The sequence below is a fragment of the Candidatus Methanoperedens sp. BLZ2 genome, assembly GCF_002487355.1.
In the GTDB taxonomy this organism is placed as follows: domain Archaea; phylum Halobacteriota; class Methanosarcinia; order Methanosarcinales; family Methanoperedenaceae; genus Methanoperedens.
Map to the genome: position 1 here is coordinate 48,556 of NZ_NTMG01000068.1, position 22,185 is coordinate 70,740.

Sequence of the window (22,185 nt, forward strand, 5' to 3'; positions counted from 1 at the left end):
CTTGAAGGCGCGGAGATTTCTCCACCCCATGATACTAAGGTGTAATACATGGAATATTCACTTGATGAAGTAATTGAAACAGTCCAGATGACCCTTTATCATAATTTTGATATAAGGACTGTGACCCTGGGAATAAACCTTAAGGATTGTATCAATTCAGACCTTGATATTTTCAAGGAAAACGTATATGACAGGGTGTCTTGCTATGGACGAAGACTTATCCTTGAAGCACAGAAACTTGAAGATAAATACGGCATTCCCATTATCAATAAAAGGATATCGGTAACTCCGGTCTCACTTATCATCGAAGCATGCGCCGAGCCTGATGCACCTTACCAGATCGCAAAGATCCTTGATAAGGCATCAAAGGATGTTGGTATTGATTTTATCGGTGGCTTCGGCGCACTTGTCCAGAAAGGTATGACACAGGCTGATGAAAGGCTTATAAACTCGCTTCCCCAGGTCCTCTCAAGTACGGAAAGGGTATGTGCTTTCCTGAATGTGGCTTCAACTGTTTCAGGTATGAATATGGATGCTGTGATAAGGCTCGGGAAAACCTTGAAAGAGATAGCAAACAGGACAGAGAACGGCATCGGATGCGCCAAATTCGTGGTTTTTGCGAACGCGCCTGAGGATAATCCTTTCATGGCAGGGGCTTTCCATGGAGTGGGAGAGCCTGATTTTTCGCTAAACATCGGGATAAGCGGCCCCGGGGTTGTCCGAAGTGTTGTTGAAAAGAACAGGGACTGCGGCCTCACCGAGCTTTCTGAGGTCATAAAGCGCACAACATTTAAGATAACAAGAGCCGGGGAGCTAATCGGAAGAGAGCTTGCACATAATCTTTCAGTGCCTTTTGGGATCGTTGATATCTCGCTTGCCTCAACTACAAAGGTAGGCGATTCTGTCGCCGGGATCGTTGAGATGATGGGCATTGAGAAAATGGGAGCGCCAGGAAGCACTGCTGCACTTGCCCTTCTTATCGATGCCGTGAAAAAAGGCGGCGCTATGGCATCAGGAAACGTTGGCGGGTTAAGCGGCACGTTCATCCCGGTCAGCGAGGATTCGTGCATGAACGAGGCAGTAAGGGTTGGCGCGCTTTCAATCGAGAAGCTTGAGGCGCTGACAGCAGTTTGCTCAGTCGGGCTTGATATGATCGCAATTCCAGGGGATACAAATGCAGAGACAATATCAGCAATTATTGCAGATGAGCTTGCCATAGGAGTGGTCAATAATAAAACGACCGGGGTAAGGTTAATTCCGGTTCCGGGAAAGAGAGCAGGAGATTATGTTAATTTTGGCGGGCTCCTGGGTGAGACCTATGTGATGAACATTAGCACTTTCAGTTCGCATGATTTTATTTTAAGGGGCGGAAGGATGCCAGGCCCTGTAACGAGCATGAGGAATTAAGGCAAATTCCCTTCCCCTCTCATCTCATGCTGGCGCTCGATATTCATACGGATCAATATCTCAAATATCTTCTTTACTTCTTCCCCATCCAATCCCCTCTCAGTTGCCAGGTTCGCAACTCTTTCCAGCACCACTTTGTTTTGATCAACATCATTGATCGGCTTAGACTCTGCCTTTTTTGCATCAAGCACATCCTTTGCAAGGGCAGTTCGCTGGTCGATAAGACTCAGTATCTGTGCATCGATTCTTTCTATCTTTGCCCTTATTTCTTTCAGAGGCATGCTTTTCCACCGCTATTATTGACTTTTGTCCTTATCACTTTTCCGCCAAATCGCTCCCATACGGGTTCAAGCTTATCAAGCAACTCAGGACTTCCAAGCGCGGTGTAGGCGGGCCCTGTCCCTGATAAACTTACTCCATCGATACCCAATTCAAGCGCCATCATCATGGGATCTGTGCTAAAGCCCAGGGCTGCGCAGTACAGGAAACCGTTCAGGGTCATAGCCTTCTCGTAATTTCCCGCAATTGCTTCCTTATATGCCATTTCCACCCACTTGCCAATAAGCCGTGAACGCAGTACATTTGTCCCGGAGCTTAATACTCTTTTTCCGGGGGCCAGTATCAGCACCTGTGAATCCCGCTCTTCTCTTTTGATGAGCTCTTTCTTCTTATTGTCGGTTATCACAAATCCCCCGAGCATAGAGGCGCAGGCATCGTCAAAAGCCCCTGTTATCGTGACTTTAGCATCAAGCGCTGCCTGGACACCAATTTTAATCACTTCGAGAGGTTCAAGCTTTTCGCCAAGCGCATCAAGTGTAGCAAGAACAGTCGCATTTGCGGCAGCACTTGAGCTCTTAAGCCCGCTTGCTATGGGAATCTGGGATTTTGTTGCCACTTTGGCACCGGTTTTAGAGCCAAAGCGTGAAAGTGTGAGTTCAACACTGCGTTCGATAAGGGTTGTGTCACCGCCTTCTTCCATATAGCCGATTATTTCCTTATTGTCTGTAAGTATGACCTCAGCTTGTGTTTTTAAGTCAATACCAAATGCAGCGCCTTTCCACGTGGAAATCGCGTTGATTATTGTTCCTGCGCCGTATGCAATGGCGTATCCAGCTTGCTTCATTTATTCACCTGTTCGATTTGTCTTTTAACTTTTACCAAATCTTCAAATACTTCATTTGATTCGACTGAACCTTTTTCATTTTTATATCTATTAATAACCTTATCTATAGAATTAAGTACATCATTTGTTTGGAGTAATTCAATCTCATATTCTTCATTACTAAAAACAACTTTTTCATCTTCTTTATGCAATACATAATTTTTGAGTTCATCCATTAGAATAACTCTAGAATCTCCTTTTTTACTATTACTTTGTCCTTTCTTATTAACCACTACGATAAAATTATACCAACGGAAACCAAAAGCTTTTGCTATATTTTTTGCATAACTATTTTTTTGCTGAGCTTTTTTTCCTTTATAATTCCGATATGTTGTTGGAGAATCTTTATACTCAAAAAATAAAATCGCCTCTTTATTTTCACTCAACAAAATTGCATCATATTCTTTTCCAGTTCCTTTTTTTATTGCATTAACATTAAATAGTACGGCATCGCACCATTCAAGATTTAAATTATTACGCAAATTTCGTTCAGATTCCTTATTATCAGGCCGCCATTCTAAAGTAAAAGGTTCAGCTCGTAATTTCAAGATACGATCTCCATCCTGACCGTTGTAAATACAGGTCCTCTTGTATCTATTTTTTTCTGTAATCCTGTGATATACCGCTGTACTATGGGGTCTATCATGATATTGATCTCCGAGGGCACTTTGATGATCCTGGCTCTTATTTCGCAGCCGCTTCCATTCTTTGCAGCTTCCTCTATCTCTTTTGCGCAGCGTGCCGCGAATGCATCAATATATCTTATGCCTGAACTGACACCGTTCTTGAATGCCTCATCCCACTTTGAAGTCCTTGGGAGTCCAAGAATGTCGTTCCTGTAAGAAATGACCTCGTTCATCGCAGCAGGTCCGCAAAGCTTTGTATTTTCCTCGGGCTCAATGACCTTGACCAGGATATTTTTCCCTGACAACTCCCCTTCCCATGCTGTGAATTCACAGGGGCTTACGGTATTCCCATACTGCTCACAGGTCCTGACGATCGCAGCCTGTATCTCTTTTCCTGTTTCCGTAACAGGCACATCTTCGACAAATATCATTGATGCTATTTCGCTATCTGACATGACCCAATTGGTTTTGTACTGGAACTGCGGATATGTCAAAGCGCGGACATCCGTAGAATCATGCAGTATCATTGCGAGGCGCTCAACCCCCATCCCTAAGTTCATCACAGGATATGGTATATTGTACTGTGAGAGGGCGGATGGCGAATAAATCCCGAATGTTGCGACTTCAACCCAGCCATCCTTGTATTTTGTCTTTGAACCTACAAGTTTCGGATGATAGGCAAAAACTTCGGTCTGGGTATCAGGCACATAATATTTACTTCGCTTTTCATCGGGCCTGAAAGTGAAATTAGAAAAACCAAATTGCGAAAGAAGCCCCGCAGCCACAGCCTTTCCATCCTCAACGCTCACGTTCTCATCCATTATGACGCATGATGCTGAATAATACGCCATAAGGCGCGTTGCATCTTCGGCCTGCTCGCGCCTGAATACCCTGTCCACGGAAAAAAGGCGAAGCGGCACTTTCCGGTACTCACACATTTCGCCAAGACTTATGAACCATCCTGATGTCATGTGGCTTCGAAGTGTATTCTGTGAAGATACGGGAACAAGTGACTTGAATTCAGGGAATACATGGTCTATCATTATGGCAACTTTGGAATCCGCGACTTTTAATCCTGAGGCCATTTCGGGGACAAGGTCATCTCCCTCTATCTCACCTTTCTTGTATGAATGAAGGATCAGCCTTATCTTTTCCACACCCTCATCACCAATGTCTCCGAGGATATTTTTTATCTGGATTATTCTTTCATCCGATATTCCCACGTTTGGTCTTGGGAGGCCGCCTATGTAAAAGCAGCGATCAAGAACTGCAAGCGCCTCATATCCGAACTGTTTGTGGATATCCCTGTCTTCCACTATGATAGGGTTCATGAATTCTTCAAAACCCATTCTCATATATGCTTCACGTAGTTTCTGTATGGTATCAAAAACCGGGTGTGGTTTGCCGTATTTCAATGATATGCGCGGGTATTTTTCATTGATGCCGGGGTTTGGAACGTACTTTTTGCCTTCGTTCCAGGCAGCATCGAAATCTCCTTTTGTTGCTTCTTTTATCTCATCGGGATTGAATTTCATGAATAGCTTTCTCCTAAATAACAATCTGAACACCGTAAATAACGCAAAATGTTAATATTTTCCAAATCCGATATAGCAAATCTGCGTTCATCTGCGTCCCTCCGAGGCGCGACTCGGAATCTGCGGTTTGTTTTTTAATAAAATCAAACACCACAATGTACGCAAAGTCGGCCATGAATTGTGGTTCATAAATGAACATGAAAAAAACAAAGAACTAAAACAAACTGGAACGAACTCAGATGGCATGAGTTCGTTTTGAGTTTGTCCGAGTTCATTGTTAATTTTTTTCATACTGATCCTATAATTGATGTTCTTATGAACCCGCCTCTCATCATCATATCAACAAGCACAAGCGCCATCATCGCTTCCGCAACTGGCACGATGCGCGGCGGGATGGATGGGTCATGGCGGCCTGTTATCTTTATCCGGGTATCCTTCAGAGCCTTAAGGTCTACTGTGCACTGTTCTTTTGAAATCGATGGTGTTGGCTTCACTGCGATCCTGCAAACTATTGGTTCACCGTTGCTGATGCCCCCAAGGATCCCTCCTGCATTATTTGTAAGGGGCTTTGGCTTACCCTCCTGCATCCCGATCGGATCATTCATCTGGCTGCCTCTCATAATTGAACTCTTAAATCCCATGCCTATTTCTATGCCTTTCACAGCGCCTATGCTCATTAATCCCTTTGCAAGTTCAGCGCCCAGCTTATCAAATACCGGCTCACCCACGCCGGCAGGGACCCCAAGGCCAATAATTTCAACGATCCCGCCTACACTATCGCCTTCGCTTCTGGCAGCATGGATCATTGCTTCCATTTGCAATGCAGCATCCATATCCGCGCATCTGACAGGGTTTTTCTCCGTATTTTCACGGATATGTTCAACATCCACAGTCTTTGCGCGAATACCCCCGATTTCAACTACATGACCTAACACTTCAACGCCATTCATACCAAGAATTTTCTTTGCAATTGCGCCGGCTGCAACACGTCCAGCTGTTTCACGCGCTGATGACCTTCCTCCTCCCCGCCAATCGCGGGATCCATACTTTAATTCATAAGTAAGATCCGCATGTCCCGGGCGCACAGTGTCACGAAGAGCCTCATATTTGCTTGAATCGACATCATTATTTCGCACCAGTATCGATATCGGCGCGCCTGTGGTATGCCCCAGAAATATTCCTGATAATATCTCTGCTTTATCGTCTTCCTTGCGCGGGGTTGTTATACCGCTTTGCCCCGGACGCCTGCGATTTAATTCCTTCTGGATATCAGAATCATCAAGTAAAAGGCCGGCGGGGCAGCCGTCAACGACAACACCTACTGCAGGGCCGTGGCTCTCACCCCATGTTGTCATCCGAAAAAGTGTACCAAAAGTATTTCCAGACATGCGCTTTAATTTAGCATTATTGTTTATATATGTGTTTGGAAAACATGATAGATATATTCATTGATGATGAAAAATGCACAGGATGCGGGGAATGTATAAGAGTTTGCCCGAAAGGGCCAAGGATTTACAGGCTTGTTGAGAAAAATGGTAAGACTGTGGCAGAAATCGTGGACAAAAGTTTCTGTATCGGATGCACAATATGCTTAACATACTGCATGCCAAAGGCGATCCGGCTTGAGCGAGGATGGTAAACATCAACATCAAATCGTACCCAGGCTCTTGTTCCGTTCCATCGTTAATTGTGTGTAACAATTCCGGTTATAGTTCCTGTCGGCTTCTTAACGAGTTCAATATCCTGCATTACAACAGCGCTTGAAGTTGTTGAGATTGTTGTACTATTCGAATAATACTTCGGATCGAATTCAGCCGTAAGATCATATGTGCCATAAGGAACAGCCAGTGAATAGAACCCTGATGCATCAGTCGTTGTTGAAATGCTGGTGTTGGTGAATATGTTCACACCGATGATACTTGCTTTAGTGACGCTGTCAAGTACTGTACCATTGATATATCTTACCAATGGAAGTGTACTGGAAAATCTATCGATATTTACACTTCCATTAATTACATTAACAGTTATGTAATTCCCGGCCGGATCAACAATATTTACATTGGAAAGATATATTCCGGCCTGTCCTTGCGAACCTGTAGCGGTAACGTTGATAGTCAAAAATGTTCCGGGAGTGGATACTTTATAAGGACCAAGAATAGCGCTGTAAACACTTATTGATGTAACGCCTGAATTATTTAATATAACCTTGTTGAATAATGTACTGGCTCCTGTTTGTTTAAAAAATTCCCCTTCGATAACATTATTTAAGGAAAGCATGGAATTGTTAAATTCGACATTCAACTGTACACCTGCAGTTTCTGTACCTGATGGATCAATAGATACATTCAGATTAAATATGTCACCTTGAGTTACTGTCTGGTTTACTGGACTGATTTTTACTTCAGCGGCAGATACCTGGTTAGTGATAAATGTTAATGAGAATAAAATTATTATGTATTTGGTATTGTTTTTCATACTGTATGATTTTAATGAACATAGGTATCAATTTCATGGCCTTAAAATATCTGTGAGTCAAAGTTCCCAAATAAAAAAAGCTAAGTACGGTCTTAACATGGTTAGCCCTGATGCTCTCACTAACTCTAACAGGACTGAAACTAAAAAATCCGCTACTTCTTGCAGCAGGGGTCATGGGGACAACAGGCGGCTCACTCAAGCGGATTGCGGATAATGGAGCAGCTGCGGTCATCACAAAATCCCTGGGGATCGAGCCAAAAACCGGGCACGCTAATCCAAGCATGATTGAAGTGGATTGCGGTTACCTGAATGCAATGGGTCTTCCAAATCCTTCTTATAAGAATTTCCAGCAGGAAATTGATATTGCGCAGGATTCGGGTGTGCCTGTGATCGCAAGTATTTTCGGGGGATGCGCTCTTGATTTTTCGCAAATCGCAGGAACACTGGATGCTGATGCGTTTGAGCTGAATGTAAGCTGTCCGCATGCTCACGGTTATGGCGCAGATATCGGTACAGACCCAAATCTTGTGGAAGATATCACGGTGGCAGTAAAAACCGCAACTGATGCGCCGGTCTGGGTAAAATTAACGCCCAATGTCACAGATATAAAAAGTATTGGACTGGCAGCCCAGCGGGGAGGGGCTGATGCAGTTGTTGCGATAAATACTGTGAGGGGGATGGCAATAGATATCGAAAGCGGTTATCCTCTACTGGGAAACAGGTTTGGGGGTCTTTCCGGGCGCGCAATAAAGCCAGCTGCAATAAAGTGTGTTTATGATCTTTATGATGCTCTTGATATACCCGTGATTGGCGTTGGCGGGATTTCGGACTGGAAGGATGCGGTAGAGTTCATAATGGCAGGGGCCCTTGCAGTCGAAATCGGCTCTGCTGTGGGGAATAACATCAATATTTTCAACGACATATCAAAGGGTATGGAAACATTCCTGGCAAAAAAAGAATGGACATTCAATGAAATTTATGGGATGGCGCATAAAATATGAAACCTGTGAATGCCGTAATAACAAAGGTAGTGGAAGAAACGCCAACGGTAAGGACTTTTTTCTTTGATACCTCTTTTAATCCGGAGCCTGGCCAGTTCGTGATGGCGTGGATACGCGGCGTTGATGAGATCCCGATGGCGCTCTCATATAATAATGCGATAACTGTCCAGAAAGTAGGGACTGCAACATCAGCATTGTTCAAACTTGGCGAAGGCGACTCAATTGGCATCCGCGGACCTTTTGGTAACGGGTTCCAATTGAAAGGAGATCATATTTTGCTGATTGCAGGCGGGGTCGGGGCAGCTCCGCTTTCGCCTCTTGCTGAAAAAGCGAGTTCAGAAGGACTAAAAGTCACAACGCTTCTTGGCGCAAAGACAAAGGAAGAACTTGTATTCAGGGAACGTTTTGAAGCCGCAGGATCGGTGATGGTCGCGACAGATGACGGATCAGAAGGAATACACGGATATGTGACCCAATTGATTCCTGAGCAGGAAAATTATGACCGGATATATTGCTGCGGCCCTGAAATTATGATGAAGAAAGTCCTTGATAAAGTCGACCCTGGAAAAGCACAATTCAGCCTTCACCGCTATATCAAATGCGGCATCGGGATTTGCGGGGCATGCTGCGTGGATGGCCTGCGCGTATGCAAGGATGGGCCTGTGTTTGGTGGAGAGGTTTTAAAGAACAGCGAGTTCGGGGTTTACAGGAGAAATGAGTGTGGGGAGAGGGTGAGGGTTTAAGAATAAGAACCTCAGATGAATGATTGAAAGGTACATTTGAAGATTTCAACACATCATGCCTTCTATCCTGAAGTTGCTTAGAAAATGTATATATTGGTTGAGAGTCTAAATCTCTTCCAAGAGGTAGAAATGTCTGCACAGATATATGGAACAATGCTTGATAAAAGAACGCTCTTGCTTAATAGGCCTTTAAAATCTAATGAAAAAGAGATATTAGTAAAACTGAAAAAAGAGCCAATCGTTAAAACCAAAATAGATGTTCCTGAAGATATTGTTCTGGAGATTGCAGAAAAAGATATAGAAGAGCTGGTTTGATTGGGGTTAGGGCAGTTAGCAAAAGGCTCAGTTTTTATTGATACAAGTATTCTGATTTATGCTTTTACAAATACTCGCTATACTGAAACATGCGAAGATTTTCTAAGAAGGGCTAAATATGGAGAAGTTGATGGATATATTAACTCAACAGTACTTGATGAGTTTTTCCATAAACTTGTGCTTTTTGAAGTTTACTCCAAAAAGAAATTGACTTCTCAGGAGGCCATAAAATTTCTTAAGAGCAATCCGGATTATATTAAAAAATTGGATCAGCCATTTAAGGCAAGCAGGGAAGTCCTTAACGATTATGGATTCAAGATCATCGATACCTCTAAACATCTGGATGAGACACTGGATATCTCGATGGAATATGGGTTATTATTTTCTGATGCGCTGCATTGCGCTTGTTGCAGGGTTTGCGGAATTGAAAATATTGCGACCAACGATGGCGATTTTGAGAGGGTGGATTTTCTCAAAATGTGGAAGCCTTAGACGTTGCCATCCAGCCGTCCTCAATATGCTGCTGCTCTTTTCCATTAACGACTACTTCATTGAATACTTCCACAGGTATGAAAACCTCAGTGAATAATTTTTTAAGTAAATTGAGTTTGCCAATCTTTGCAAGATAGATCAATATTGTCGAATTGCTGACTATCATAGCTTCTCTGCTGCACGAAAATCTTCCTGGAGGTCGTCAATATTGTACTGGAATGGTATTCCCGTCTTTGCAGCGGTAGCTATCATCTCACGAATAGGAATGCCAACCATGTCTGCCGCCTTGCCGATCGTTATTTTCCTATCCCTGTACTGCTCCAGTGCATTTTCAATCAACCATTCCTGTACTGCTTTACTCATATTCAAAATATAGTGATTGAATTCATAAATAGTTACTCCCAGAACCTCTCCGTCTTTAAAAGTATCAACCAATAGGCTAAAGCAGTTCCATAAGAAATATATATTAAGTTTTCAAACGAAGACACGCAGCTTAGGGAAACAATCATTTCAATATCTTCAGGGGATATTTCTTGAGAAAGGGAGAGGCAACATGGTAAATTATGCCAGAAACGTACCTGATACAAACAATCAGGTGCTTCAGAATTTCATCTCAGATTCGCCCTGGGATGAAAAGCCTGTGATTGATCAAATCCAGAAAGATGTAACACAGTTAATCGGAGATAAAAACAACGGTTCGATTCATATCGATGAGTCAGGCTTCAAAAAATCCGGTATGAATTCTGTTGGAGTGAAGCGGCAATATTGTGGTCGTCTGGGGAAAGTGGATAACTGCCAGGTTGGCGTTTATCTTGGATACACCAATGGAAATCGACGAACCTTGATTGATGAGAGGTTGTACCTTCCTGAAGACTGGGCAAATGATCCAGTTCGCCGCATTCAATGTGGTGTACCTGACGATGTTACATTCAAAACCAAAGCAGAACTTGGTTTGGAAATGATCTTAGATACAAGAGAGCGTGGAGTTCCGTTTGCATGGATTGGAATGGACTGCTTTTATGGAGAACAGCCATGGCTGCGTAGTGAGATCGATAACAGTGAACTGATCTATATCGCTGATGTTCCCTGCGACACACAGGTATGGTTGAATCTACCAAAAACAGAAATTCCTGAGAAAAAAGGAGCACGTGGACGCAATCCTACAATAGAAAAATTAGCACAAGCAGAGCCAGAACCGGTGAAAGTACAGAAACTGATAGATCATCCAGACATCAAATATCATCGTGTTTTTCTCAGAGAGACTGAGAGAAAAGAGCTTTGGAGCAAACTTGCATGTCTGCGTGTGTATCCTGTCGAGAATAAACTGCCTGGAAAAGAAACCTGGCTTATCATTCGTAAAGATGAAGGAGATAACGAAACAAAATACCAGTTCTCAAATGCATCTGCCGATACAAGCATTGAGCGACTGGGTCGAATGTCATGTAGTCGGTACTGGATGGAACGGGCTTTACAAGATGCAAAAGGTAATACCAAAATGGCAGATTATCAGGTAAGAGGCTGGACAGCCTGGCACCATCATATGGTAATGACTCTACTTGCTATGTTGTTTATTATGGAACTACAGATTGAATTTGGTAAAAAGGCTCCTATTACGTCAGTTCAGGATGTTAAGGAAATTCTTGAAGTCATAATGCCAAGAAAAGAGGTTACAGAAGAGGAAATTCTGGCGATTATCCTGCAAAAACACAAAGCACGTTTATCAGCAAGAAAATCTCATCACCGTAGAAATAAACAAAGATAAATCAGCGACTATACCAACCAACTGTGTTTAGTGATAACTCTCTTGTTCTTTGTTGGACAATTACAGGAAAAAGTAAAGGTGATTGAATATTTTTATTTTGGTTCATGACTTTTTCTGGAAGACAGGCAGGTATAACTCTTTAAAGACAGTGTCTTACAAGAATTAAGTATTAATGTAACAAAGTCAAGTTAAAATATCCCTGTAAAACTCCTGCTCATCCTCCCTCAGCTTCCCGATAACTCTCTAAGCAGTCTCATGCCTATATCCCTTGAAGCAAGCGCGATCGTCGCGGTCTTTCCATGCGAGAACACAAGGTTCAAATTCCTGCGCAAACAGCAATTTTTATAGGGCGTTTCAGATATTAACAAAATTTTTTAAGTGTATGAAGTGTGTAGCTTTATGTAAAGAAGAATCTACTATATAAAACATCAGATGAAATTCAAATCAATGGAGGAATGACTTGGAAGCTGTTAAACAAATTTTAAGGATACCCCGAAATCATGAACTAAAAATAAAGGTTCCTCAGGATTTTCCTGAAAATGAAATTGTGGAAGTAATTTTAATTATGAAAAAAAGGCAGGATAGTTTCAAACAGAAAATTCAAGAACTAAAAACAGCGGTGAAAGATAATCGTTTCATGAATGATCTGAGAGATATATCTGAAGATTTTAATACTGTTGATTAAGCTGAGTTAAGGTGTAAATCATAAATCATTCATCTTTCCTGCTCCAAATATTTATTATATTTATATTATTTAATTATCGGCGCCGATATTTCAGTATCAATGAACTGTTTTGGAAATATGGAACCGCAGATGAACGCAGGTAAACGCGGATGCGAAATCCCTTTGCAGCGCATGACCCCAGCATCAAAAGGCGCCCCAGCTTTGCGGACTTTGCATAGAAAATCGCTTTAAATAACGCAAAGCTCAGCCGCAGTTTAATACCATATTTGCCTGCAAATTAGCCGTTTCAAGTCAACCGCAAATTTTCGAACTTCTTCCTATTCTTTTTGTCTTTTCCGGCGCTTCGAGATAATTATCGCTTGAAACCACGCTTTTTCCCAATTTTCCTTCGATATCTTTTCGTGTCGCTCCCGCTACATCTCCGCCATCTTTTGCGTCATTTCGCAACTCAGGGAACTCCTGTGAATCCCTGTCGCGTGTAAATCGTGTAGTAGTAGCCTCGCCAAGCATTGTGAGTATCAATTCAATATCATCCATGTGGTCTCTTAAATTTTCAGTCTTCAATCCTTTTAATCGTTTATATTCGGCGGGTGTCAATCCAAAAGTAGCTCTTGATATCTCAGCAGTCAAAATAGAGTAATCCTGTCTGGATTTTGCGCCTCTTTTATCCCATTCGTCAGTCAGTTCATCCCTTATCGCGATCCCCCTTGCTCTTTTCTCGATCCATTCCTCGGAGTAGCCTTTCAATTTATAGATATCCTTCATCCGTTTTTGTGCCAGTTCCGGGTCTTCTATCTCCTGCACACGTTCATAGCCAACTTTTGCGAGCCATAATTTAAAAGGTTCGGCTTTGTGGGATGGAATGGACTGTAATATCCTGAATGCTCCTTCTGTATTCACGCAATTCATTTTTTGCATCCCTCCCGGAGTATCTACTGTAAGGGTATGTACAATTTGTACCCACCCTTTTGCCAGGGGTTCATCTCTTTGTTTCATCTTTTGAATATACTGTTTGGGGTCGCTGGAATCGGTTAAAATATATACTATATCCTCTAAAACGAACCACCATTCGTTGTTGTTCCATGTTCGCCGTATTTTAGTTCCCTCAAAAACAACAAGTGCATCCTTTGAATTCATGTTTATATCTCTTATAGGTATTTTTCTTGTTTTGTTAAGATGTCTTTGGAGTCTAAAAGGATTAGCATAGCGGTGTGAAAGTGATTTTTAAAAAGGTCTTTCTGCTCCTCATTCCTCCTGTCCTGCGCCCAATATTTAATATACTTATATTATTTAATTATCGGCGCCGATATTTCAGCATCAATGAATGGATTTGAAAATTTGGAACCGCAGATGGACGCCGATAAACGCAGATGTGAAATCCATTTGCGGCGCATGAACACATAATCAAAGGACGCCACAGCTTTGCGCTCTTTGTGAGCTTTGCGGTGAATATCGCATAAAACAACGCAAAGAACAGCCGCATTTTAACACCATATTTACCTGCAAATTAGCCGTTTCAAGTCAACCGCAAATTTTCGAACAGAGGGGGCGCAGAAATCGGCGGTGGGAGATTTGGAGATGATGAAATAATATGGGAGCAATATGTAGAAAGCGCAGATTTATCTTAAATAGAATTAAATGAGTAGATAAACAATGACCAAATTAAAACCAAGCGTGATAGATGCTTTGTCGGATATGATTTGTGGAGATAATCCTCCTAAGAATTTTCCATACCGTTCAACATCTTTTTTGACCTCGTTTTTTAGAGGAATCGACTTGGATTATCGCCATGAAGCTCCTTGGAGGAGTAAGTGGGTTGCTAACGTTTTAGAAGAGTTAAATAAGAAACCGAGTTTAGAGCCTGATTTCCCTTCGCCGGAATTAAAAAGAGTTATAGAACACCTTTTAGATCCAACTAATTTTATAGATTTAAATCACGAACGAGCAATAGAACAAGTAAATCAACTTCTCAAATCACAAAATCTAATTGTTGAAAAAGATAAAAATACAGGTAATGTAACTCTTTGTAAAGTTATAGATGGTTTTATTTCGACCTCAATTAATATAAAAGAAGTGAAAACAGTAATTACCTTTTCACCTTCAGTATTCACTATTCCCAAAAGGTCTGTTGTAAATAATTTAGTATCTGTTATGATGCCATTTGATATGAAATTTGATAAGGTCCTTGAAACTATAAAGGCAGCTTGTTCTAATGTTAATATGCAATGCAGTCGGGTAGATGACCTTTGGAATAATAGCACTATAATTCAAGATATTTTTGAGTTAATTTATTGTTCTTCAATTGTTATTGTAGATTTTTCAGGAAAAAATTCAAATGTGTTTTATGAGGCTGGTATTGCTCATACTTTAGGGAAAAATGTGATTCCAATAACTCAAAATATTGAGGATATTCCTTTTGACCTTCGACATCATAGAGTTTTAAAATATTTAAAAAATAGTGAAGGGCTACAAGAATTAAAACAAGGTATAGAAAATAGATTGAATATCTGAAACAGTCAGGCAAACAATAACAAATGGTGTATGTATGAGAGACGATAATACTTTATCCCCTGCTGATCAACAAATCAGAGATGAAATAAAAAACTTAATAAAAAAACGAGAAGGAACTTACAAATCAGCTTTGGTTATAACAGCACTTTCTAAAGCTCAAGATTCTTGGAAAAATGCATTTACTAAAATTATTCTATCAAATACAGATGAAAAAATCTCCGAAAAATTAGAATATGATGGCTTTATTTTAAACAAGATCAGTATTACTATTGATGATTTTTTAATTATGCTTGATGATTTTATATTGAGAGGAGATTTAAAAATCAACGACTGCCCTGATGTAAAAGCTACTGGAACTTTTGAATACGATACATATTGGCGCTATCGTTCCAGCAACGATGATGCGTATAAGAATGATTGGCCTATGCATAATTATATTTTCAGATTAGATGATAATGAACGGGGCCATCCACCGAGTGAACCACTTGTTAGCCCCCAGTATCCTCACTTCCCATACGCTCAAAAAGCAATAAAGTATTATTTTGGTTTTGATTTAGAAAATCATCCAAGCAGCATTTTTATTTTTATTCCAAATTATCAACTCAAGATTGACAAACTTACAATAGGCTCAAATCATCTGAATTTGGAAATAACTGTTAACGGTGTGCATCAAGGAGAGCTTGTCGGAAAACTGTACTATGAAAAGGGAGAGCATATAAAAATCGAAGATTTTCATATTGATAAAAATCCCAAGAGTATCCATATTGATTTCATACCTGATATGATAAGCGTTTATTTATTAAGGAACGATGGAGAAATTCTAGATTTCAGAAGAATTCATTTAAATTGGCCAAGTTCACCCTCAAAAGATGTAGTAATCGATATTAAAGAAAGTGATATTCTTACGATGCTAAAACAAGGTGAAAATCAGTATGTTGAGTTCAAGAGAGAACTGAATAATAAAGATAAAGAAGAGTTTGCAGAAACAGTTGTAGCCTTTGCCAATGGTAAAGGAGGAACTATACTCATTGGTGTGGATGATAAGTCAAACATTGTAGGATGTGACCAGGATAAAATTGAAGAAGCAATAGTAAGTAGTCTCAAAAGTCGATGTGACCCGTTTATTGCGCCAGATATAAAAAAGGTTACAACTGATGATGGATCGATAATTGTCATTAGAATTAATGAGGGAACGAATAAGCCCTATACACTAAGGGATAAAGGCATCTATGTTAGAAGTGGCTCTACAGATAGAATTGCGAGTAGAATTGAATTGGATGAATTTTATGATCAAAAGAAAAAATATGGAATAGACACAGTTCGTGGTTATCTATAAAATGCTTCACATCCTCCCCCCACTCCCAGAACCTCTTCGTCTTCGCATAATTCCTCTCAACGATCAAAATATCCCTGTAGAACTCCTCCTTATCCTCCCTCAGTTCCCGATAACCCTTGAAGCAATCTCATGCCCATACCCCTTGAGGCAAGCGCAATCGCAACAGTCTTCTCGTGCAAGAGAATAAGGTTCATGTTCTTGAAAACCTGCGCCATTCTTTTTCTTTCCTCTTCTGATTTGTCCTACCTCTTCTTTTTCGCGATCTTATTTCCTCTTCTTCCCATGGCTTAAGCGCAGCCATAATCCTGCTTCCGCACAATGGACATTCCGGGCGCTCTGGCACGCTTTAGCGGAAAAATCACGCTTTTTACAACCCTTGTCAAGAGCCATTTCTTGCAGTTAATGCAAAAAATTATGACCTTGATAATATAATTTAATTTTTCACAAACCTGCCCAGAAAAGGAGTCTTTAATTCAATGGCATTACCTGGACACAGTTCCTGACAGCAGTAACATCTGATACATTTCTTATGATCAAATGAAGGATAGTCTTCTTTTTTTGATATCGCACCAGAAGGGCAGTGTTCCATGCATATCCAGCATTTTTTGCATTGTTGTCTTACCAGTTCAGGTTTTGCAACCAGCATACTGCGAAGGAAACGCATCAGACCCCTTGCACGGAAAAATGATGCAGTACCCGAAGGAAGTTTGAAGTCCTCAATTTGCATGTCCTTCATATCCTCTCCAGATACATCGATATGGGAAATATCTCCAGTTCCCATGCCCTGTTCGTGTGCCAGGCGGGTGGAAGGTACCATGAACGGGTCTATACCGATCATCTTGCAGGCCACTGCATCAAGTGCCACAGGGTCACAACTTGCCAGAATTGCATTGACCTGTCTTGGCGTGCCGTTGCTGGGTCCGTTCCCTTCCATACCAACAACTGCGTCCATTACTGTCAATTCAGGCCGCACTATGCCAAGTAGATCCACAAGCATCTGGGAAAATGTTTCCGGGTCCTGGGCACGAAGATGCATTTTTGCTTTATTGAGACCTGTTACACAGCCGAAATTATTTTTCACCCCTCCGGTAAATAATGTCAGCCCGTGGGTCTTGAGTTTTGGTAAAGATATCAGCACATCAGCTTCCTGGACCTGCTTTGATAAAATGAAGCTCTTGAATATGCGGCCACCGGGATTTTTTACCTCGATAGACTCTGCACTGAGATGCAGGATCCGGGCTCCTTCTTCCTCGCATACTTTCATAATACCGGTATTACGACATGCTGCAATGTATCTTTTATAATTTGGCCCCCCCTCATAGCCGCTGCAATCGCCAACCTGGGGGATGCCCCCGGCTGCTTTAACCTGACGTATCATAGCCCGAACAATCGCCGGATGGGTGGTAACTGCTTTTTCAGGAACATCACCTGTCAGGAGATTTATCTTCAGAAGAACACGATCATCGGGTTTAACATAGCTTTTAATTCCGCCAATAAGCTCCAGTGCCTTTTCAACCGCAGCATCGATATTTGATTGACCATAGGTCTGGCACCTTACAAGCGATACTGTAGAAAGATTACTGCTCTCAGTTTGCTTTTCCATATTTTACTTTACCCATCCTGACACTTTTTTATTTTATTGTATTGGGGTTTATTTGAATTGAAATGGCAATAAAATAAGTAACGGGCTTGCACTGTCATCCTATTAAAACTGCTCTACGATAATGATATAGTTAACGCCTGCATATCAATAGGAAACCATATTATTCTTGAGGTTGTATCTGTTATTGTGTTCTTTAATGAAAAAATAGAGACCATGAGTAGGGGAGATCTTGATTCGCTAATAGAAGAGCGTATACGCTATACTGTCAAGTATGCCAGCGAAAACTCGCCTTTCTATAAAAAGTGGTTCAAGGAGCACGGAATAAATCCATCCGATGTGCGCACACATGAAGATCTTCGGGAATTGCCCATAATATCTGGCAAAACAATAAGAGAGTACCAGCCGCCGGAAAGTACAGATTTCCAGTTCAGAAGTGTAGACTGGAGGGAGGTTTTCACACTTCATGAGACATCAGGAACAAGCGGGACTCCAAAAGCATTCTTTCTCACATGGCAGGATTGGGAACGGTATGCTGAAAAATATGCGAGGAGCTTTGTCTCACAGGGTTTTGGCCCTGGCGATAGGGTGGTTGTTTGTGCGTCATATGGCATGAACATCGGCGCCAATACAATGACCCTTGCTGCCCGTGAAATTGGTATAACGATCATCCCGATAGGAAAGTGCACATTTCCATCCCGCGTCATAAAGAATTATAAGCCCACCGGGATAGTCGGGAGCGTTTTCAAACTGCTGGCTCTTGCCAGGCAGATGAAAAATGAAAATATCCTTCCTCAGGAATCAAGTATCAGGCGCCTTGTTGTCGGAGGGGAGAGTTTTGCCGATGAGTCGCGTGCATACCTTGCCGAGATGTGGGGTTGCCAGGTCTATAACACCTACGGGAGCACGGAAGGAACGATGTGCGGTGAGTGCACCGATCTGGGTGGGCTCCACGTGCCTGAAGACCTGGTTCACCTTGACATCTATGATCCTGCATTGAAAAACTTTGTACGCGATGGTGACTGCGGCAGGATCGTCCTTACAACGCTTTTGCCAGTAGGTGGAAAATCCGGTACCCTGTTGCTGAACTATGATACCGAAGACACTACAGCTGTGATCACAAGGAAACGATGCGCCTGCGGCAGGACTCATATGAAGATCATGAATCCCCAACGTGAATCTGAGACCTTCTGGGTCGCAGAAACTCCCTTTAACCGTGTGGATGTGGAGCGGGGAGTATTCCAGCGCGAGAATATGGAATACCTTACAGGGGAATATGAGGCATTCCTTTATGGCGGCGATGATGAAGGAGAGACGATTTTGAGAGTGAGCGTTGAATGTCTTGACAGGGATAAGTGTGACAGAAAAGCTGTTGAAGAGAACTTCCTGCGGACATTTTTCAGATATAAGCCGCTCCTTGAGCAAGTACATGCAGAAGGAATGTTCAAGATCATTTTCAACTTTGCAGGTCTTCGGGATCTGGAACTCTACCGGATAAAGGGCAGACCAAAGCGCCTGGTTGATAGAAGATAGAGCTATGAATCAGTTCAAAATAGGGAGATAATACATGATAAACAAGAATGTACATGAGTCGGTCAAACTGATCGTAAGCATTACAATATGTCTTTTCGCGGGTTTTCTTGGTTCGTTTTTTACGATCCCGGCGATACCGACATGGTATGCAACGCTCACCAAACCTTCTTTTGCCCCTCCGAACTGGTTATTCTTTCCGGTATGGACCACTCTTTTCGTTATGATGGGTATCTCGCTTTATCTGGTATGGCGAAGGGGTCTTGAAGGTCAACAGGTCAAAAATGCTCTTGTCATCTTTGCGGTCCAGTTGATCCTGAACGTGCTGTGGTCGGCAGCGTTCTTCGGCCTCCGGTCCCCACTTTCCGGGCTGATAGAAATTTCTATCCTGTGGATATCAATAGCATTTACAATAATGATTTTCATGAAGATATCAAGAACAGCAGGTCTTTTGCTTATCCCATATATAATCTGGGTGAGTTTTGCGGCGATCCTTAATTTCATGATATGGAGACTCAATAGTTGAATTCTTTGATAATCTCGGTACATAAAGAGTGAAAGGTCTTGACGATCACTTCTTCGATGGTTGTCTCAAGTCCAGGAGTGCCGTTTGAGCTGAACTTCTCGAAGAAACAGTTAGCGGTTTCGCCCCGCTCGCGGGATGGATCGATACCTTTTCTAAACAGTGCCGATAAATTTCCGATAACTAAGGTTTGTTTCCTGAGAAGATCGATCAGGCGCTGAGAAAAAAGAGAATGTTGAATGGAATAAGATCGTGGCGGAAATTTATTGAGCTTTGACCATGGAGCTTGCGGCTTCGATCTTCATAAGCACGCGGGCGACTGCGGGGTGAAGTTGTGACGAGGGAGCCAGGAGAGCTTGTTCCCTATATGAAAAATATTACTGGCAAAAAGCATATAGTAAAATCCGGAATGGTAACAGAGGCACATATCGTACCGCCGCAGGATATCTATATATTGAATATTATATAATTTTTGCAGATAAATGCTGATCGCCCATTAAAAAAACAGGGCTTAAAGCCCTGCTCTTTGAACGATTACATCCGCAATTCGCACCGTCAGGGAATGCAGAAATAAGCTTTTCCGGTGTCTCTATCGGGAATTTCGCACCTTTGAGTGCCCCGACGATCTGGGCATGGATCTCTTCTTTGACGCTCATGTTCTCACCTGTTACTTTTTTGTTCGTGTATTTCCATTCTGGCATTTATTACACCTCAATTCAATATACAAATATAACCTTGATAGTTGTAATAGAAACCTTTTTAAACTGATATAATAAAACAACTCGTATATGGCTGATAAAAAAGAAAAGTCTCAAAAGGATCTCCTCGAAATAAAAGAAAAGCTCTATGAGATACATAATGATATGAAAAGATTTATGGAAAGATCAGGCCAGCAGCACCTTGATCACATTCTTTCGGGTTCCAGGACTAATTTTACAAATGCGATCATAGGATACGTTATTGATGACATTGAAGAAGGTCTTGAAAGCAACATGGTCAAAAAATGTGATATGAGGGATACATGTAAATCAAGCTTTACAGGATTCCTGCAAAAGAATGCAGGTCTATTAAAGAATGAAAATGTCAGTGAAGATGCTATTTTGAAAACCCAATCCGAATTAAATGACATGAGAAGTAATGCTCCATCAAAGCAGTGCGAGAAATGCTTTTCACAGGTACAGGGCCTCTTTGGGAACCAGGTCAATTTAATGCGTTCTCTCAAGATATACAGCTCAAATGAAGAACAAAAACATGAGATATCCCCTGTTCCGGAAGGATTCATAGCCGGCATATTTGAACCATTATCCAATAAACAGCGCCTGCAAATTTTAAAAGCGATAGCAATAGAAACAAAAACCTTTTCCGCGCTTTCCGAACTTACAGGGCTTCGCGGGGGCAATCTGCTTTTCCACCTGCAAAAACTGCTTGACAGCGGGATGATCCTGCAGCGCCATGAGCGCGGTGATTACATGATCACTGACAAGGGTTTCAAGGTCATGAAAAGTGTCAGTGATATGTATTCAGTGTTGAAGTCCTGATACTTCTATGTTAATCCCTTAAAGTTTAACAATTCATTCATATTTTCTGTTTTCTTCCGTATGGGCACACATACAAACACAACCCGCAGACTGCTATCTCATTTTTTTCTTCCATGGAATCAAAATACTGGTCACATTTTCTTGCATCAAATCTTTCTTCTCGTGGTTCGTTCGATCTGAATGGTCTCCCTGTGATCGCATGTATCGGGCAAATGTCAATGCACTCTTTGCAATCTCCACATTGTTCCTGCTGCATCTTTCCGGTAGATTCAAGTGGTGCATCAGTCAGTATAGTTGCCCAACGGACTCTTGGTCCGCATTCTGGCGTGATAAATAAACAGCTCTTTCCGATCCATCCCAGTCCGGCCAGATCAGCACCCAGCTTATGTGAGAAAGATGCACAAACACGTTCATCATCTACACGCTTTGAGGAAGGAATCGGTAAGGCCCTGAACCCGGATTTTTGGAGATAACCGCTAATAACCGAAGCTGCAAGATCCAGCCGTAAATTAACTATATCATAAGCGTTATGACGGTAGCTCACTCTTACCGCTTTTTCATTTCGCTGTGGCAAAAGATCAACAATTGGATTAAGCAGGGATATCCCAATAGAGATTGAGAAAGGAAAGCCAGCTATGAAACTGCCTCCCTGTTCAAGTATAGCCGTATGGGCTTGTGAAAGATCTGCAACACCAAAATGGTCAGCTCCATTAATAGATGCTAAATTGTGTAGTTGTTGATTCAAATTCCTGTTATTCTTAATTAACATGATCTTCCTACTCTATTTAAAATAGTAAATGTTCGTATGCACTTAAATGTTGCTGACCACTACAGACATCATCATGAAAAAAAGAGCGTGCGAAGCGCTCACCGCCCAAATTATAAAGGATATAAACAACTACCTCTAATAATTCGTCGTGAACGCGAAAAATATAAACCAAATA

26 protein-coding genes are annotated in these 22,185 nt (G+C 41.7%); 13 read left to right on the plus strand and 13 right to left on the minus strand.

Going from position 1 to position 22,185, the window contains the following annotated elements; genetic code table 11:
* Positions 1 to 48 precede the first annotated feature (48 nt).
* Positions 49 to 1,407 carry a PFL family protein gene (locus CL181_RS13870; RefSeq protein WP_097299912.1) on the plus strand — a complete coding sequence of 453 codons (1,359 nt, stop codon included), beginning with the start codon at positions 49 to 51 and terminating at the stop codon, positions 1,405 to 1,407.
* On the opposite strand, the gene CL181_RS13875 is transcribed toward CL181_RS13870, so the two are convergent.
* The 5 genes from CL181_RS13875 to aroC form a co-directional block, all read right to left on the minus strand.
* A complete protein-coding gene (locus CL181_RS13875) occupies positions 1,404 to 1,688 on the minus strand; it encodes a chorismate mutase (RefSeq protein ID WP_097299913.1) in 285 nt (94 codons plus the stop codon). The genes CL181_RS13870 and CL181_RS13875 overlap by 4 nt on opposite strands.
* Complete coding sequence (locus tag CL181_RS13880; protein ID WP_097299914.1) at positions 1,679 to 2,530, minus strand: shikimate kinase; 852 nt, start codon at positions 2,528 to 2,530, stop codon at positions 1,679 to 1,681. The genes CL181_RS13875 and CL181_RS13880 overlap by 10 nt, the downstream gene beginning before the upstream one ends.
* The gene (locus CL181_RS13885; RefSeq protein ID WP_097299915.1) at positions 2,527 to 3,117 is read right to left on the minus strand and encodes a hypothetical protein; all 591 of its coding nucleotides are present in this window, start codon (positions 3,115 to 3,117) and stop codon (positions 2,527 to 2,529) included. The genes CL181_RS13880 and CL181_RS13885 overlap by 4 nt, the downstream gene beginning before the upstream one ends.
* Positions 3,114 to 4,730 carry an O-phosphoserine--tRNA ligase gene (gene sepS / locus CL181_RS13890; protein WP_097299916.1) on the minus strand — a complete coding sequence of 539 codons (1,617 nt, stop codon included), beginning with the start codon at positions 4,728 to 4,730 and terminating at the stop codon, positions 3,114 to 3,116. Before sepS ends, CL181_RS13885 begins: the two co-directional genes overlap by 4 nt.
* A 287-nt stretch (positions 4,731 to 5,017) precedes the next feature.
* Positions 5,018 to 6,118, minus strand: coding sequence for a chorismate synthase (gene aroC / locus CL181_RS13900; RefSeq protein ID WP_097299918.1), 1,101 nt, complete (start codon positions 6,116 to 6,118; stop codon positions 5,018 to 5,020).
* 44 nt (positions 6,119 to 6,162) lie between these two features.
* Between aroC and CL181_RS13905 the strand changes: the two genes are divergently transcribed.
* Complete coding sequence (locus CL181_RS13905) at positions 6,163 to 6,369, plus strand: 4Fe-4S binding protein (RefSeq protein WP_255251577.1); 207 nt, start codon at positions 6,163 to 6,165, stop codon at positions 6,367 to 6,369.
* Between the two features lie 44 nt (positions 6,370 to 6,413).
* On the opposite strand, the gene CL181_RS13910 is transcribed toward CL181_RS13905, so the two are convergent.
* The gene (locus CL181_RS13910) at positions 6,414 to 7,205 is read right to left on the minus strand and encodes a carboxypeptidase-like regulatory domain-containing protein (RefSeq protein ID WP_097299919.1); all 792 of its coding nucleotides are present in this window, start codon (positions 7,203 to 7,205) and stop codon (positions 6,414 to 6,416) included.
* Between the two features lie 110 nt (positions 7,206 to 7,315).
* Here CL181_RS13910 and CL181_RS13915 point away from each other — a divergent pair, with 110 nt between their 5' ends.
* The 4 genes from CL181_RS13915 (at position 7,316) to CL181_RS13930 (ending at position 9,756) form a co-directional block, all read left to right on the plus strand.
* Positions 7,316 to 8,206, plus strand: a complete 891-nt coding sequence (locus tag CL181_RS13915; RefSeq protein ID WP_097299920.1) for a dihydroorotate dehydrogenase — start codon at positions 7,316 to 7,318, stop codon at positions 8,204 to 8,206.
* Entirely contained in the window at positions 8,203 to 8,949 is a 747-nt protein-coding gene (locus tag CL181_RS13920) for a dihydroorotate dehydrogenase electron transfer subunit (protein WP_097299921.1), read from the plus strand. Before CL181_RS13915 ends, CL181_RS13920 begins: the two co-directional genes overlap by 4 nt.
* 129 nt (positions 8,950 to 9,078) lie before the next feature.
* The gene (locus CL181_RS13925) at positions 9,079 to 9,264 is read left to right on the plus strand and encodes a hypothetical protein (RefSeq protein ID WP_097299922.1); all 186 of its coding nucleotides are present in this window, start codon (positions 9,079 to 9,081) and stop codon (positions 9,262 to 9,264) included.
* On the plus strand, positions 9,265 to 9,756 hold the full coding sequence (locus tag CL181_RS13930) for a PIN domain-containing protein (RefSeq protein WP_097299923.1): 492 nt from the start codon (positions 9,265 to 9,267) through the stop codon (positions 9,754 to 9,756).
* Here the strand turns inward: CL181_RS13930 and CL181_RS13935 are convergent.
* Together CL181_RS13935 and CL181_RS13940 are read right to left on the minus strand one after the other, a co-directional pair.
* A complete protein-coding gene (locus CL181_RS13935; RefSeq protein WP_097299924.1) occupies positions 9,737 to 9,922 on the minus strand; it encodes a hypothetical protein in 186 nt (61 codons plus the stop codon). The two genes, CL181_RS13930 and CL181_RS13935, sit on opposite strands and share 20 nt — an antisense overlap.
* Positions 9,919 to 10,119 (minus strand): UPF0175 family protein, encoded by a 201-nt coding sequence (locus CL181_RS13940; protein ID WP_097299925.1) that lies wholly within the window; start codon positions 10,117 to 10,119, stop codon positions 9,919 to 9,921. The genes CL181_RS13935 and CL181_RS13940 overlap by 4 nt, the downstream gene beginning before the upstream one ends.
* Before the next feature lie 100 nt (positions 10,120 to 10,219).
* Here CL181_RS13940 and CL181_RS13945 point away from each other — a divergent pair, with 100 nt between their 5' ends.
* Positions 10,220 to 11,518: an IS701 family transposase gene (locus CL181_RS13945; protein WP_255251586.1), complete on the plus strand. Its 1,299-nt coding sequence runs from the start codon at positions 10,220 to 10,222 to the stop codon at positions 11,516 to 11,518.
* Positions 11,519 to 11,978: 460 nt separating this feature from the next.
* A complete protein-coding gene (locus CL181_RS13950) occupies positions 11,979 to 12,203 on the plus strand; it encodes a hypothetical protein (protein ID WP_097299927.1) in 225 nt (74 codons plus the stop codon).
* A gap of 291 nt (positions 12,204 to 12,494) precedes the next feature.
* On the opposite strand, the gene CL181_RS13955 is transcribed toward CL181_RS13950, so the two are convergent.
* Complete coding sequence (locus CL181_RS13955) at positions 12,495 to 13,340, minus strand: Bro-N domain-containing protein (RefSeq protein ID WP_097299928.1); 846 nt, start codon at positions 13,338 to 13,340, stop codon at positions 12,495 to 12,497.
* A 516-nt stretch (positions 13,341 to 13,856) separates the two neighbouring features.
* On the opposite strand from CL181_RS13955, the gene CL181_RS13960 reads away from it, so the two are divergent.
* Both CL181_RS13960 and CL181_RS13965 read left to right on the plus strand, forming a co-directional pair.
* Positions 13,857 to 14,714 (plus strand): hypothetical protein, encoded by an 858-nt coding sequence (locus CL181_RS13960; protein ID WP_097299929.1) that lies wholly within the window; start codon positions 13,857 to 13,859, stop codon positions 14,712 to 14,714.
* A 34-nt stretch (positions 14,715 to 14,748) separates the two neighbouring features.
* Positions 14,749 to 16,050 (plus strand): helix-turn-helix domain-containing protein, encoded by a 1,302-nt coding sequence (locus tag CL181_RS13965; RefSeq protein WP_097299930.1) that lies wholly within the window; start codon positions 14,749 to 14,751, stop codon positions 16,048 to 16,050.
* Between the two features lie 89 nt (positions 16,051 to 16,139).
* Here the strand turns inward: CL181_RS13965 and CL181_RS21205 are convergent, their stop codons facing one another.
* Both CL181_RS21205 and CL181_RS13970 read right to left on the minus strand, forming a co-directional pair.
* Positions 16,140 to 16,265: a hypothetical protein gene (locus CL181_RS21205; RefSeq protein WP_255251578.1), complete on the minus strand. Its 126-nt coding sequence runs from the start codon at positions 16,263 to 16,265 to the stop codon at positions 16,140 to 16,142.
* A 218-nt stretch (positions 16,266 to 16,483) separates the two neighbouring features.
* Positions 16,484 to 17,653 (minus strand): DUF362 domain-containing protein, encoded by a 1,170-nt coding sequence (locus CL181_RS13970; RefSeq protein WP_097299931.1) that lies wholly within the window; start codon positions 17,651 to 17,653, stop codon positions 16,484 to 16,486.
* Positions 17,654 to 17,812: 159 nt separating this feature from the next.
* Between CL181_RS13970 and ftsA the strand changes: the two genes are divergently transcribed.
* Together ftsA and CL181_RS13980 are read left to right on the plus strand one after the other, a co-directional pair.
* Positions 17,813 to 19,183, plus strand: coding sequence for a coenzyme F390 synthetase (gene ftsA, locus CL181_RS13975; protein WP_394336513.1), 1,371 nt, complete (start codon positions 17,813 to 17,815; stop codon positions 19,181 to 19,183).
* 34 nt (positions 19,184 to 19,217) lie between these two features.
* A complete protein-coding gene (locus CL181_RS13980) occupies positions 19,218 to 19,706 on the plus strand; it encodes a TspO/MBR family protein (RefSeq protein WP_097299932.1) in 489 nt (162 codons plus the stop codon).
* A gap of 458 nt (positions 19,707 to 20,164) precedes the next feature.
* On the opposite strand, the gene CL181_RS13985 is transcribed toward CL181_RS13980, so the two are convergent.
* Positions 20,165 to 20,404, minus strand: coding sequence for an MTH865 family protein (locus tag CL181_RS13985; protein WP_097299933.1), 240 nt, complete (start codon positions 20,402 to 20,404; stop codon positions 20,165 to 20,167).
* Between the two features lie 87 nt (positions 20,405 to 20,491).
* Here CL181_RS13985 and CL181_RS13990 point away from each other — a divergent pair, with 87 nt between their 5' ends.
* On the plus strand, positions 20,492 to 21,241 hold the full coding sequence (locus tag CL181_RS13990; protein ID WP_097299934.1) for a winged helix-turn-helix domain-containing protein: 750 nt from the start codon (positions 20,492 to 20,494) through the stop codon (positions 21,239 to 21,241).
* A gap of 37 nt (positions 21,242 to 21,278) precedes the next feature.
* On the opposite strand, the gene CL181_RS13995 is transcribed toward CL181_RS13990, so the two are convergent.
* Entirely contained in the window at positions 21,279 to 22,010 is a 732-nt protein-coding gene (locus CL181_RS13995; RefSeq protein ID WP_097299935.1) for a 4Fe-4S double cluster binding domain-containing protein, read from the minus strand.
* Positions 22,011 to 22,185: the final 175 nt, after the last annotated feature.